10 protein-coding genes are annotated in these 13,384 nt (G+C 43.9%); 8 read left to right on the top strand and 2 right to left on the bottom strand.

The window, feature by feature from the left end; genetic code table 11:
- Positions 1-92: 92 nt before the first annotated feature.
- Together AAGU76_RS11595 and AAGU76_RS11590 are read right to left on the bottom strand one after the other, a co-directional pair.
- A complete protein-coding gene (locus AAGU76_RS11595) occupies positions 93-1,028 on the bottom strand; it encodes an EamA family transporter (RefSeq protein WP_342485648.1) in 936 nt (311 codons plus the stop codon).
- A 147-nt stretch (positions 1,029-1,175) separates the two neighbouring features.
- Positions 1,176-2,429, bottom strand: coding sequence for an L-serine ammonia-lyase, iron-sulfur-dependent, subunit alpha (locus AAGU76_RS11590; protein WP_342485647.1), 1,254 nt, complete (start codon positions 2,427-2,429; stop codon positions 1,176-1,178).
- A gap of 164 nt (positions 2,430-2,593) precedes the next feature.
- On the opposite strand from AAGU76_RS11590, the gene AAGU76_RS11585 reads away from it, so the two are divergent.
- The 8 genes from AAGU76_RS11585 (at position 2,594) to AAGU76_RS11550 (ending at position 13,371) form a co-directional block, all read left to right on the top strand.
- Positions 2,594-4,363: a sigma 54-interacting transcriptional regulator gene (locus AAGU76_RS11585; protein WP_342485646.1), complete on the top strand. Its 1,770-nt coding sequence runs from the start codon at positions 2,594-2,596 to the stop codon at positions 4,361-4,363.
- A 346-nt stretch (positions 4,364-4,709) separates the two neighbouring features.
- Positions 4,710-6,005: a hypothetical protein gene (locus AAGU76_RS11580; RefSeq protein WP_342485645.1), complete on the top strand. Its 1,296-nt coding sequence runs from the start codon at positions 4,710-4,712 to the stop codon at positions 6,003-6,005.
- Between the two features lie 30 nt (positions 6,006-6,035).
- The gene (locus tag AAGU76_RS11575; protein ID WP_342485644.1) at positions 6,036-6,542 is read left to right on the top strand and encodes an L-2-amino-thiazoline-4-carboxylic acid hydrolase; all 507 of its coding nucleotides are present in this window, start codon (positions 6,036-6,038) and stop codon (positions 6,540-6,542) included.
- A 335-nt stretch (positions 6,543-6,877) separates the two neighbouring features.
- On the top strand, positions 6,878-8,839 hold the full coding sequence (locus AAGU76_RS11570) for a DNA gyrase subunit B (protein ID WP_342485643.1): 1,962 nt from the start codon (positions 6,878-6,880) through the stop codon (positions 8,837-8,839).
- Positions 8,840-8,849: 10 nt separating this feature from the next.
- Complete coding sequence (locus AAGU76_RS11565) at positions 8,850-10,976, top strand: DNA gyrase subunit A (RefSeq protein WP_342485642.1); 2,127 nt, start codon at positions 8,850-8,852, stop codon at positions 10,974-10,976.
- A gap of 140 nt (positions 10,977-11,116) precedes the next feature.
- The gene (locus tag AAGU76_RS11560; protein WP_342485641.1) at positions 11,117-11,953 is read left to right on the top strand and encodes a potassium channel family protein; all 837 of its coding nucleotides are present in this window, start codon (positions 11,117-11,119) and stop codon (positions 11,951-11,953) included.
- Positions 11,954-12,030: 77 nt separating this feature from the next.
- Positions 12,031-12,978, top strand: a complete 948-nt coding sequence (locus AAGU76_RS11555; protein WP_342485640.1) for an aldo/keto reductase — start codon at positions 12,031-12,033, stop codon at positions 12,976-12,978.
- Between the two features lie 12 nt (positions 12,979-12,990).
- Positions 12,991-13,371 (top strand): zinc ribbon domain-containing protein, encoded by a 381-nt coding sequence (locus tag AAGU76_RS11550; RefSeq protein WP_342485639.1) that lies wholly within the window; start codon positions 12,991-12,993, stop codon positions 13,369-13,371.
- Positions 13,372-13,384 lie beyond the last annotated feature (13 nt).

Below are 13,384 nucleotides of genomic sequence, written 5' to 3'. Positions count from 1 at the left end.
GGGTAATATAGACAATAGCGTAAAGGTTATAAAATTGTTGATTGATAAAGCAAAAGCCCGGCAAGCAATGCCGGGCTATTTTACGTTTTTTGTTACTCATTTATTTCTGCTGAATTTTTCGTGAACAATCCCTTTACAGTTTCGAAATTAACGTTAGTAATAACTAGTCCTGAAAGTATAATCATTGCACCGATCCATTGAGCAGAGGTCAGCTTTTCAGACAGTATGATTCTTGCAGTCAATAATCCTGTTATGGGAACCATCAGCGACAATGGCGCAACCTTTCCCATTGGATATTTCACAATGAGCTTGCTCCAGAAGCCGTAGCCGAAAAGCGTTGCTCCGAAGGCCAGGTAAAGCACTGCAAATACGGACATGCCGTTAAGGTTTGAAATTGCGCCTGCAATCTCCTGGGGAGTGTTTAAAACCAGGGCAAATATAAACATGGGTACCGGCGGTATAAGTCCAGACCACACCACAAGGCTGAACATGTCAAGCTTTTTGCCTTCTGAAGCAGCCTTCTCAGAGGCAATTCTTGAGATTATGTTGGATGCTGCCCAGAAAATGGGTGCGCATGCCGTCAGAAGTATTGCCGGAAGAGGTATGGCAGAAATTCCGCCTGATATGGCGGCAGTAGCTATTATTGCCAGACCTGCCATAGCAATCAGGGAACCCACAATTTGTTTTGTTTTTATCTTTTCCTTCAGAAATACCAATGCCATAATCGGTGAAATGAAAGCCTGAAACTGCAGCACTATGGAAGCAAGCCCGGCAGGCATTCCTATTTCCATGGCGTAAAACAGGCAGGAAAACTGAAGTACGCCCACAAACAACCCGTAAAGAATTATGTACTTCCACTGCGTTTCAGGTTTCTTCACTATAAACACAGCCGGAAATGCCGTTATCAGGTATCGTAAAGCAACGAGAAGCATGGATGGCACTCCCGCCAGACCAAGCTTTATGACCGTGAAATTAGCTCCCCAGATTATTACTACCAGCAATGCAATCAACATATCTTTTTTCTTCATATTCCACCTCTAACCAATCATGATTCATACTTATCTGTACTCATTATACACAGCCGCATTTTCGTTGGCAATAGAGCAGGTGAAGTTATTAATTTAACAAAAGCCGGGCTGTTTCCAAACTGCCCGGCTCATAAGTTTTGTGGTCTTCTAGCTTATCATCAGGTTGATAATTTCTATGTCCGTTTCCTTCATTCCATCCTTACCCATTTTGCAGATGCTGTCGATTGTATCTTCGATGTCATCCTTCACCAGTCCCTCGCCGCAGGCAAAGGTGTTGCCGTTTATGGCCATGTGGTATCCCATTATGGCAGCATCAACAGAAGAAGCAATTTTTGCTGCACAGGATGGCTTAGCACCGTCGCATACTATTCCTGATACGTTGGCAATGGTGTTTGTAATGGTTCTTGTTATGATTTCAAAGGATTCGCCGTGAAGGTATGCTATGCCGGCTCCTGCTCCGCATGCTGCGCTTACGGCTCCGCAGTAAGCAGAAAGCTTTCCGAGACCTTTTTTCTGGTGGATAGCAATAAGATTGCTCAATGTCAATGCCCTGTAAAGTTTTTCACTTCCCACGTTCAGATGTTTTGCGTACACGATGATGGGAATTGAAACTGTAATACCCTGGTTGCCGCTGCCTGAGTTTATAACAACAGGAAGTGTGCAGCCGCTCATTCTGGCGTCAGAGCCTGCAGCAGCATAAGCCTTGGCAAGAACCTTCACATCGTCTCCGTAGTATTTGAGCAGAGATTCTCCAACGTTGGCGCCGTACTTGTTCTTCAGACCTTCCTCAGCAATTCTTGTGTTGTATTCAATCTGCTTGTCCAGCACGTCTTTCAAAAGATTAACGTCAACAGTTTCTGCAAACTCGTAGATGTTTTTGATGTTGAGATTTGACTTGTCAATCTTTGATTCCTGAACATCTGTGTCGTTGTTTTCCAGAAGAACTATGCCGTCCTTCATGATTTTTACTATGTTTGTGTGGCCGTTTGATATGGTGACGGAGGATTCGTGTCCCTGGCTTTCAAGTATCACGTTGATGTACAGGTTTTCAACGTTCTTTATGTGTTTTATCCTGCATATGCCAGAATTGACCAGTTCCTTGGTTTTTTCAACGTCATCTGCAGTCACTTCCGTAAGCACTTCAAGTTTTTTTGAAGCATTTCCTCCAACGGCCCCCAGCACGGCACTGACGTCGATGCCTTTTAAGTTGTTAGTGGCCGGAACAGTAACGCCTTTCACATTCTTTATTATGTTGCCGCTGCATTCAACAGTTATTTTTTCAGGAAACTCACCCAGAACTTCCTTTGCCTTTGCAGCAGCATAAGCTATGGCTATGGGTTCAGTGCAGCCCAGGGCAGGCACCAGCTCTTCTTTAAGAATATCGATAAAATTTTCAAACATATTGCACCTCTCGTAAAAATATTTTGGTATCCTTCAAGCAAAAACCGTGCCAATAAATTTTAAGCCATGGACATGTCTGTCTAATATTGACGGTTTTCTATTAAATGATATATAATAATGATAAACAAATTTTGATTTCACTAATAAAGAAGGGAAGAATCATATTGAAGCTATCCGATATACGCAAGGAAGTTCAAAAAATTTCCGAAGCAATAGCAAGCGTTTTGAATATGGACGTAATCATCTCCGACAATGAGTTCAAGAAGATCGGAGATACCAAAAAACACTTTGATGAAGAAGTGAAGATCATCAAGGATTCATATGTCATCGGAAAGGTTGTAAAAACCGGTCAACCGGTTGTAATTGCCGGCATGGAGGACAGTGAGAACTGCATTGCATGCGACGAAAAGGGCAAGTGCAAGCTGAAAGCCATGATATGCAACCCCATAAGGCTTGGAAATCAAACCATCGGTGCAATTGGGCTCATTGCAATTTCTGAAGAGTACAAGAAGACTCTTCTGGAAAACCAGGCAAATCTCATTGAGTTTCTGGACAGGATGGGAGATCTGATAGTTAGCAAACTGCTGGAAAGGGAAGCTTCAAACAAGCTGGAGGTCATGAAGAACCAGCTCATATCCATAATGGACTCCATAGACGAAGGAGTCATCGCAGCAGATGAAAACGGCTATGTTGTTTATGCAAATTCAGTCATTGACAAGATTCTGCACACAACCCAGGAAGGTACAATGAAAAAAAGGGTCTACGAGATACTTCTGCAGCCATATATCAAGAAGCTTGTGAAGGAAAACAAGCAGTTCAGCAATATTGAAATAACCATAAACAGGGACGGCAATGAATTTCATGCCCTCATCTCCGGCAAGACGGTGCAGCTGGGAGGAAAAAGCGCAGGATCCATACTTACCTTCAAGAAAATGGATGACATCTACAGGGTCATCAATGAAATCTCCCTGAGCCACGTTTCAACATCCTTTGACGACATAGTGGGAAACAGTCAGGAGATTGTGCAGGTAAAGGAAAAGGCCAAAATGGTTGCAAACAGCAACTCCACAATTTTGATACTGGGTGAAAGCGGAACAGGCAAGGAGCTTTTTGCCAGAGCAATCCATGAAAGCAGCAACAGGAGAAACAAGCCGTTCATAGCGTTCAACTGTGCGGCCATACCTGAAAATCTCATTGAAAGCGAGCTGTTCGGATATGAGGAGGGAGCCTTCACCGGTGCAGTCAGGGGAGGCAAGGCAGGCAAGTTCCAGCTGGCCCACGGGGGAACAATATTTCTCGATGAAATAGGGGATATGCCCATTCACCTTCAGACCAAGCTGCTTAGGGTTCTGCAGGAAAAATCCGTTGAAAAAATCGGAGGACACAAGAGCATACCCATTGACACCAGGGTAATAGCAGCCACGAACAAGGAACTGGACAAAATGGCGGAGACAGGAGAATTCCGAGAGGACCTGTACTATAGGCTCAACGTCATTCCCATAAATATTCCGCCGCTGAGGGAAAGAAAAGGAGACATAAAGATAATCCTTGAACATTTCCTGAAGGTATACAACAAGAAGCTTAACAAAAACATCAAGGGATTCTCTGCAAATGTTGAAAGCGTGCTGCTGAACAACAAGTGGAAGGGCAACGTCAGGGAGCTTGAAAACGTGGTGGAATATTCGGTCAACATGGAAACTACATCATATATAACAATGAACAGCATTCCGCAAAAAATGAGGGAATCTGAAGGCGCATCAATGGACGGTTCCGGCATTGTTCCTCTCCAGGAAATGGAGAAAAATCTCATAAGTCAGGCTTTGTCATTCTACGGAGACAGCGTCACAGGCAAGGCAGCGGCTGCTGAGGCACTTAATATAAGCATGGCTACGCTGTACAGAAAAATAAAGGAATACAATATTCAAATAATCTGACCTATTATTTCTCAATATGAGAAACGGACTTTGTTTGAAAAAACACAATATTTAAAATTAAGCTGGTTTCGTTTATCAAAATGAGAAACTCGTAAATGGACATACGTGCTATAATTTATCAAAATGAGAAATGCACATCACACAAAAGCGTGGGTGTGTATTTTTTTTATAGCATTAAAGAGACTATGGGTGTGAGCATTATACGGAAACGTTGATTTTATCAGCATAAAAAAATTTTTTTGAAAATTTTAAAATGTGGCACAGTAATTGCTTTAATTGTTGCATGAAAAGAGGCAAGGTTTTGGGAGAGCCAAGCCTCAGCAAATAAAAATACGGAGGTAAAGTAATGGATTCAAAATTAGGTTCAAAAAAAATTACGATGGCTGTCATAGTGGGTCTTCTGATGGTTCTAGCCATAGGATACTTCACAATCTACAAACCAATGACAGGCGCATCAGAGCTTACCACACAGGATGCCTTCATGCTTATGCTTGTTGCACTGGCGCTTGGAGAAATAGTTTCAATAAAGACTAAAGCACTCATACCGTCAATTTTCGTTTCAGCAGCTTTGTTCATAGTGGGCTTCTGGACGCTGTTTCCTCAGGACATCCTTACAAGGGCAGGCATTGCTCCAAATATGCCGGGGCTGTTTGTAATGATAATGGTAACGCACTTGGGAACCATGCTTGACAAGGATGAGCTCATAGCACAGTGGAAGACTGTAGTTGTTACATTTGCAGGTATGGCAGGAATTGTTCTTATGGTAATGACTGTGGGAAGAGCGATTGTGGGAACTGAGATTGCAGCCGTGGCAACACCGCCGCTGACAGGCGGTCTGGTGTCTGCAATAGTTATGCAGGGAGCAGTAAAAGACAATGAGTTTCTGTTCATCATAGCCATGGCCATGTATGTGCTTCAGGGGTTTGTTGGTTTCCCGCTAATAAACTACTGCCTGAAGGTTGAAGGACAAAACGTTCTTAAGAAGTACAGAGCAGGAGAGCTTGACATGAGCCAGTTCACAACAAAGACTGCAGCTTCTTCTCAGGGTAAGTACCGCATATTCCCTGAAACTCCGAAAGAATACCAGACAGAGGCCATCGTCCTTCTTAAAACACTGATTCTCGTAATCATCTCGGGATACCTGGAAACATTGACAAAAGGAGCCGTATCCAAGTTTGTGTTCTGCCTGCTGATAGGAGTAATCGCAACCGAAATAGGATTCATCGAGAAAAAGCCTTTGGAAATTTCAAGAAGCTTCGGTTTGTTCATTACAATCATCATGATGTTTGTGTTCGCAGGATTGAAGAGCGTTACGCCTGAAGTCCTCAAATCAATAGCATTTACGTTTGCAGTGCTCATCTCTTTGGCAACAGCCGGAATAGCTTTGCTGTCAATTCCTATTGGAAAGGCTCTGGGCCTGAGCAAGGCGATGTCATTTGCAATCGGTCTGGGCTCCATTGCCGGAGGTTTCCCTGCAAGCTATGTTTTGAGCAATGAATCTGCAAAACTTCAGGGGCAAAATGAAGAAGAGTTCAAGCTTCTGCTGGATCACTTCCTGCCTAAGACGCTGGTATCAGGATTTGTCAGCGCCACATCAGGATCCGTAATAATAGCGGGTATATTTGCAAGCATGTTTTTTTAAATAAAATATAAAAAATTAAGGAGATTTCAAATGTGCATAATTAAAAACGAACCAAAAAATACTGATAACCAGGAAATAAACAAAATAAGAGGCGCTATCGTTCACAGAGGACTCTGGATGGGACTCATACTCAAAGAGGCCATGGACAGAGGACTTGACTGGGAAACTATCGGAAGAGAAGCAATATACAAAACAGGCCTCATCCACGGACAGGGAATCAAGGATAGAATGGATGTTCCTGGAAGCCTTGTTTCCTTCGGAAACACATTCTTCACTGATGACATAAAGAAAATATTTGAAATAGAAGTAAAGGAAATTTCAGAAGAAGTATTGAAGCTTGAATACAACTACTGTCCTCTTCTGACAGCATGGCAGATGATTGGCCTTGAAGGAGAAGTCCTGGCAAAGGTATGCGACATAGCTATGTGCGGAGACAGAGGCATTGACAGCAAGTTTGACGAATTCCAGTTCGAACTGGGCAAGACTTTGGCAGAAGGAAACGACGTCTGCGAAGTAAGCTTCTACAGAAAAAAATAACCAACTGAGGGACAACCTCTTAGTCTGATACCTTCCATAATTGGGCTGTTGTATTAAGTATATTTCTGTCATCCTGAGCGCTGACGAAAGATCTCATATGTTGAAATGATGAGATTCTTTGGCTAAAGCTCTCAGAATGACACGATAATAATCACTGATGCAACAGTCCTGTTTTTATTTGCCTTTTTATATACTTTTTATCTGAATTTCAACATTTCCCTGGAAATAATCAGCAATTTGTGGTACTATTAGTTGAATTGTGTGATAAAACAAAATGAATTGCCGATATATAATACGAATACAAAAATAGTACAAGGCAAACACCAGATAGATTTTTGAAAGGACTGAAAATTTTGGTTAAAGAATACAATGCGAAAAGCATTACCGTTTTGGAAGGTCTTGCACCCGTAAGGGTAAGGCCCGGCATGTACATAGGCAGCACAGGCTCAAAGGGGCTGCATCATCTCATATGGGAAATCATAGACAACTCGGTGGATGAACACCTGGCCGGTGTCTGTACTGACATCACCATAACATTAAACAGTGACGGCTCCGTTTCCGTTGAAGACAACGGCAGGGGCATGCCAACAGAACTTCACGATAACACGCTGGAGTATCCTAAGACAGCTTATCCCAGGGGAGTCAGCGCTGAAAGAATACTTCTGACAGTGCTTCACAGCGGCGGCAAGTTCAACAACGAAAACTACATTTACTCCGGCGGCCTGCATGGTGTCGGGGTTTCTGTTGTAAACGCCCTTTCATCCTACATGAAGGTTGAGGTGTTCAAGGACAGCAAGCATTATGTGGACGAGTACGAAAACGGAGGCAGCGCCATAACAGAGCTTGACGACGGCGAGCTGAAGTCTGTGGGCTTCACCAGAAAAAGGGGCACAAAAATAACCTTCAAGCCTGACAGCTTAATATTTGAGAATACCGCGTTTCAAAAGCCCATAATAGTAAAGAAGCTTATGGAAGTTGCATATCTGAACAAGGGCCTGACTCTGACGCTTGTAGACAAGACCGTCAACCCTGCCGCAGAAGAGGTGTTCCACGAAGAGGAAGGCCTTGTGGGTTACATAAAGGACATAACCAAAAACAAGGACCTGCTGTACGAAAATCCCATCAGCATTACGGCTGAAGGTGAAGACTGCTACCTGGAGTTTGCCATGCAGCACACTCAGGATTTCAACGAGGTTATAGTGAGCTTCTGCAACAACATAAACACCATCGAAGGCGGAACCCACGTAACCGGCATGAAATCAGCACTTACTAAAATAATCAACAAATTTGCACTCCAGTTAAGCATGCTAAAGAAAAACACCACCATGGACGGCAAGGACATAAGGACAGGACTGAATGCCGTCATAAGCGTAAAGATAAAGAATCCGCAGTTTGACGGGCAGACAAAGTCAAAGCTGGGAAACCTTTTTGTGAAAACTTCAGTTGAAAATCTGCTGGCCAGGGAGCTGGAAACATATTTTGACAGGGATCTGGACCTGGTGAAAACAATAATAGAGCAGTCTCTCAAGTTTGAAAAAATACGGGTGTCGGAAAATAAAAGCAAGGAATCTGCCCTGAAGAAGCCTTCTGTTGGAAACAAGAAGCTTGCATCCTGCCAACAGTCCTACAACAAAGCAAAAGGAATCCTCACAGAGCTTTACCTTGTGGAAGGAGACTCTGCAGGGGGCTCTGCAAAGGAAGGCAGGGACAGGAAGTATCAGGCCATATTCAGCATGTTCGGGAAATCACTAAACGTTGAGAAGGTTTCAGAGGAAAAGGCTGCAACAAACCAGAAACTGCTGCCAATTGCCAATGCCATAGGTGTTCCCATAGGCGCAGAGGACATTTCAGGCCTCAAGTACGACAAGATCATAATGATGACGGACGCCGATGTTGACGGCGCCCACATAAGGACGCTGCTTCTGACGTTCTTCTACCGCTATATGAGGCAGCTCATAGACGAGGGACACGTGTACATGGCCATGCCGCCGCTGTACAAGGCATCAAAGGGAAAGACAATCAACTATTTCTACGACGACTCGGATTTCGGCAAGTGGCTCAGGGCGCAGAAAAATCCTGAAAGCTACACAATCCAGAGATACAAAGGACTGGGAGAAATGAACCCGGAACAGCTCTGGGAAACAACAATGAATCCGGCAACAAGAAAGCTCAAGAGGGTTTCCATAGAGGATGCCATGGAGGCAGAAAAGCTCACCACAACGCTCATGGGCGACAAGGTTCCACCCAGAAGGCAGTTCATTGAGGAAAACTACGACAGAGCCATATTGGATTTATAAGGAGTAATATATGGATGAAATCATAAATGTAAGTTACGAAGACGAAATATCGCAGTCATATCTGGACTATGCCATGACGGTAATAGTCAGCAGGGCACTGCCTGACATAAGGGACGGCCTTAAGCCTGTTCACAGGAGAATCCTGTTTTCAGCCGACCAGCTGGGATGCTCGCCAAAAGCAGCCTACAAGAAAAGCGCCCGTATAGTGGGAGACATAATGGGAAAGTACCACCCCCACGGAGACGCCTCCATATACGATGCCATGGTCAGACTGGCCCAGACATTCAACTACAACCACCCGCTCATAGAAGGTCACGGAAACTTCGGTTCCATCGACGGAGACAGCGCTGCTGCCATGAGGTACACGGAAGCCAGGCTGTCGCCTATCAGCAGGCTGTACCTAGAGGATCTGAAGTACAACATAGTTCCCATGACAAAAAATTTCGATGAGACGCTGTACGAACCAGTGGTACTACCGGTCCAGATACCCGCTCTTCTGGCAAACGGCACGTCCGGAATCGCAGTAGGGATGACCAGCTATGTTCCTCCCCACAACCTGACGGAACTTCTGGATACGGTAGTACACAAGATAGAAAACCCAAATGCAACAATCGAAGAAATGCTTGAGATACTTCATGGCCCGGACTTTCCCACAGGTGCCATAATCACGAACAAAAGCGAACTGCTGGACATATACACCACCGGCAAGGGTTCCTTGAAAATTAGGAGCAGGTACCACACAGAGGAGCTTAAAAACGGCAAGAAGCAGATAGTGGTGACGGAGATTCCGTATTCCGTCAGCGGAAGCAAGGAAAATCTCATAAACAAGCTCATAGACACGGCCAATGAGAAAAAGGAGCTGAACATTACAGACTTAAGGGATGAAAGCTCCAAGGAAGGCATCAGGATAGTCATTGAGCTTAAGAAGGACACGGATGAAAAATATGTAATAAACTACCTGTTCAAACATACGAAGCTTCAGGACAACATATCCGTATTTTTGCTGGCAATACTCAACAACGAGCCTAAGACATTCAACCTTGAGGAATATATAAACATATTTTTGAAGTACCAGAACGAGCTTTATGTTAAAAAGCACAGACAGATACTTCAGAGCGGGGAGCTTCAGGTAGAAAAGTACAACGGCCTTCTTTTCGGAAAGGCAAATCTGCGCCTCATATACGAAATAACCACCAAGGCTCCTGGCAACACAGAGGCCGAAGCAGAAAGGCACATGATGAACGCTCTCATGTTCGGAGATACCACAAATTATGAGGACATTTCCACAAAAGACAGGGAGCTCATTTCAAAGTTCAGATGCTCGGAAATCCAGGCTGACATAATACTAGACACAAAGCTCAGGAAGCTTTCAAAAATAAACACCATGAGAATCCAGGAGGAATGCGACGCACTCAGAAAAGAAAATGAGCGCATCAGCGACATACTGTCATCGGAGAAAAAGATTCTCAATGAAATCAAGAAGCAGCTTAAGTCTATAAGAAAGGAATTCCCAGAGCACAGGAAAACTGAAATAACAGACATCAGGACCGAGTTCGTGGAACAGAAGAAAACCTACAACGTGTTTGTGGATGAAAACTTCTACATCAAGACCACAAGGACAAAGCTGAATGAACCGGGCCTCATCAATCAGGAGCTTTTAGAAACTGACAGGATTGCTGTCATAACAAACCTGGGTGAATGCATACTCATCAAGCCGGGAGCCCTGACTCAGGGAGACGCCAAGTTCAAGGGAATTGCCATTGAAAACTACCTACCGCTTAAGAACAGCATAATGCACGTGTTCATCCAGGGCAAGGAAGGGGAACTTTTGTTCATTTCAAAGGACGGCTACGGGAAGCTTGGGGGATATGACCAGTTCATGACCTCAAGAAGCTCCAAGCCATATCTGACGGAAGACAATGAGCTCATCCTGGTGAAAGAGGTTTACGAGAAGGACACCATAGTCTACAAAACCTTAAGAGGCAAGGAAAAGACCATAAATATCTACAAGAATCTGATGCCTCTGGCAAAAAGAACAGCCAAGGGCAAGAAAATTTTCACCAACAAGGATGATTTCGACTCCATCGAAATAATCCACAAGGAAGTGCCGGAATCAGAACAGATTTCGCTGCTTTAAAAGATACAGAGCAGAGCCACAACGGTTCTGCTTTTTTGTTTGCTTTTAATATCCTATGCATGAAATTTTTAAATTGCGCAAGAATAACTTTCCCGGGGACATAATATTAAGGCTGAAACTACAGACTTGGGAGGTGAAGCATGAAAAAAGCATATCCGCGAAAAGAAAATCTCGGATGGGTGAGCAGTATGAGAAACCAGCCCATTTTTTTGGTGCTGTCCAAAATGCTTGGCATATATGTGGCCGTAAATCTGATTTTTTCGGTCATCTATTTTAATTTCAGGATTCTGCGCTCATCAACTCCGTTTTTTGATTATGTGTATTTTTCTTTTGTCACGTCCCTGTCCATAGGATACGGTGACCTGGTGCCGGTAACAAATCTGGGGAAGTTTCTTGTCATACTGCAGTCCTGCACCACCGCCCTTTATTTTGCCCTCATGATTTCTGTGCTGTCCATAAAGCTGCTGTATCCCAGAAACCTCATAAGATTTACCGAGAAAATCATATACAACGCGGAAACCGACACCTTGATTTTCAGGGTAATAAACACCAACAAGGAACCGCTCATCAACCCGGAAATAAGAATAAGCGTGTCGGAGCACAACTGCGGTGATTCCATTCCTTCAATTTACTGCATGGCAGCAGACAACAACATCACATATCTGGGCAAGCTTGATTTTTCATACACCTTCAAAAACACATTCGAAAACCTCAACGTGTATGAAGAATCTCAAAAGGCTGCAGAGTTCAACAGCCAGAACACTGAACTGGAAAGTCGTTTCAGGATTCACATATCCCTGACGGGAAGCTACGGGATGCACCAGAACGCCACATACAAGAAGTATTACGCAGGGGACATCATATGCGGCAGGCAGTTCATGCCCATAACCTACAGCAGGGATGTATACATAAAAAAGGAAATAACCTACAGCAAAATACAAAATTTCTGGGAGGATTTCGAGGTCGTGGTGAAGTGACAGATAATAAACTTAATATGGCAAAGTGACGTAAGTTATGCTATCATTAATGAAAAATCATATGAGCGGAGGACGTTATGAAAAAAGTCATATTAGGGAACACAGGATTCGAAGTTACTGAAATTTGTTTTGGATGTCTGCCCTTCGGGCCACTCCAAAAAAATCTGTCTGTGGAGGAAGCTGCGGATGTTTTGTCCTTGGGATTGGATATGGGAATAAACTTCATCGATACGGCACAGATGTACAAGACCTATGAACACATTAAGCTGGCCTTTTCAAAAAGAAGCGACAGACCCATAATAGCCACAAAGTCGGCAGCATCCACATACGAGGACATGGACAAGGCAGTGAAGGAAGCACTGGATGGCATGGGAATTGATCACATAGACATATTCCACCTGCATTCCGCAAAAATGGGGACAGACCTTTTTGAAGTGAGAAAGGGAGCATTGGATTGCCTGAAGGATTACAAGGAAAAGGGAATAATAAAAACCATCGGAGTTTCAACCCACAATGTGAAGCTGGTAGAGCTTTGTGCCGAAAGAGATGACATAGACGTGGTGTTTCCGCTCATTAACAAGGCAGGGAGAGGAATAATAAACGGCAGCATCGATGACATGAAAGAAGCAATAGAAAAATGCAAAAACAAAGGTAAGGGCATCTACCTGATGAAGGCTTTAGGCGGAGGCACACTCATTGACGATTACGATGAAAGCATGAAATTTGCCAGAAACTTAAGCGACAACTACTCCATAGCCATTGGGATGATCAGCAGGGAAGAAGTAAAGTACAACGTGAATTACTTCAACGGAGAAACAGACCTTGAGGATATAATAATAATCAAAAACAAGAAGCAGGTAGTGGTTACAAGTATAGTGTGCGTCGGATGCGGCACATGCATTGAAAACTGCCATAGCGAAGCCATAAGCATGAAGGACGGCAAAGCGTTCATAGACCAGTCCAAATGCATCCAGTGCGGTTACTGCATCGCATCATGTCCGCACTTCGCCATAAGAATGATATAGGCAGGTGATAATATGTTTTTTATGGCAGGAGTATTCCCGCAGAAAAAGGAACTGAACTACAACAGGACAATGCTGTGCAGCTGCTGTCAGAGGTATGGACGTTACCAATCATACATGGAAAGCAGCGTGCTTAATTTGTTCTTCATTCCGGTTTTCAAATTTAACAAGAAGGTTTACATCAAGACAACTTGCTGCAACAGCATTTACCTGGTGATTAACAAGGAAAAGGCATCATTGCTGGAACACGGACAAGGGGAGGACATTTACCTGGGGCCTGAAGACCTGCAGCCTGTATATACGGGAAACTGCTCGGCGGAAAGGTGCCCAAGCTGCGGATTCGAAGCGGACCGGTCATACAAGTTCTGTCCAAATTGCGGAACACCGCTGAAATGACATTAGCACCCTC

The organism is Sedimentibacter sp. (genome assembly GCF_038562225.1).
Lineage (GTDB): Bacteria > Bacillota > Clostridia > Tissierellales > Sedimentibacteraceae > Sedimentibacter.
The sequence above is the reverse complement of the archived record's forward strand: the minus strand, read 5'-3'. Positions and strand labels throughout refer to the sequence as shown.

Excerpts from the sequence above, each read along its gene's own strand:
- AAGU76_RS11595 (WP_342485648.1), bottom strand. The coding sequence starts at position 1,028 with ATGAAGAAAAAAGATATGTTGATTGCATTGCTGGTAGTAATAATCTGG.
- AAGU76_RS11590 (WP_342485647.1), bottom strand. The coding sequence starts at position 2,429 with ATGTTTGAAAATTTTATCGATATTCTTAAAGAAGAGCTGGTGCCTGCC.
- AAGU76_RS11580 (WP_342485645.1), top strand. The coding sequence starts at position 4,710 with ATGGATTCAAAATTAGGTTCAAAAAAAATTACGATGGCTGTCATAGTG.
- AAGU76_RS11575 (WP_342485644.1), top strand. The coding sequence starts at position 6,036 with ATGTGCATAATTAAAAACGAACCAAAAAATACTGATAACCAGGAAATA.
- AAGU76_RS11565 (WP_342485642.1), top strand. The coding sequence starts at position 8,850 with ATGGATGAAATCATAAATGTAAGTTACGAAGACGAAATATCGCAGTCA.
- AAGU76_RS11560 (WP_342485641.1), top strand. The coding sequence starts at position 11,117 with ATGAAAAAAGCATATCCGCGAAAAGAAAATCTCGGATGGGTGAGCAGT.
- AAGU76_RS11555 (WP_342485640.1), top strand. The coding sequence starts at position 12,031 with ATGAAAAAAGTCATATTAGGGAACACAGGATTCGAAGTTACTGAAATT.
- AAGU76_RS11550 (WP_342485639.1), top strand. The coding sequence starts at position 12,991 with ATGTTTTTTATGGCAGGAGTATTCCCGCAGAAAAAGGAACTGAACTAC.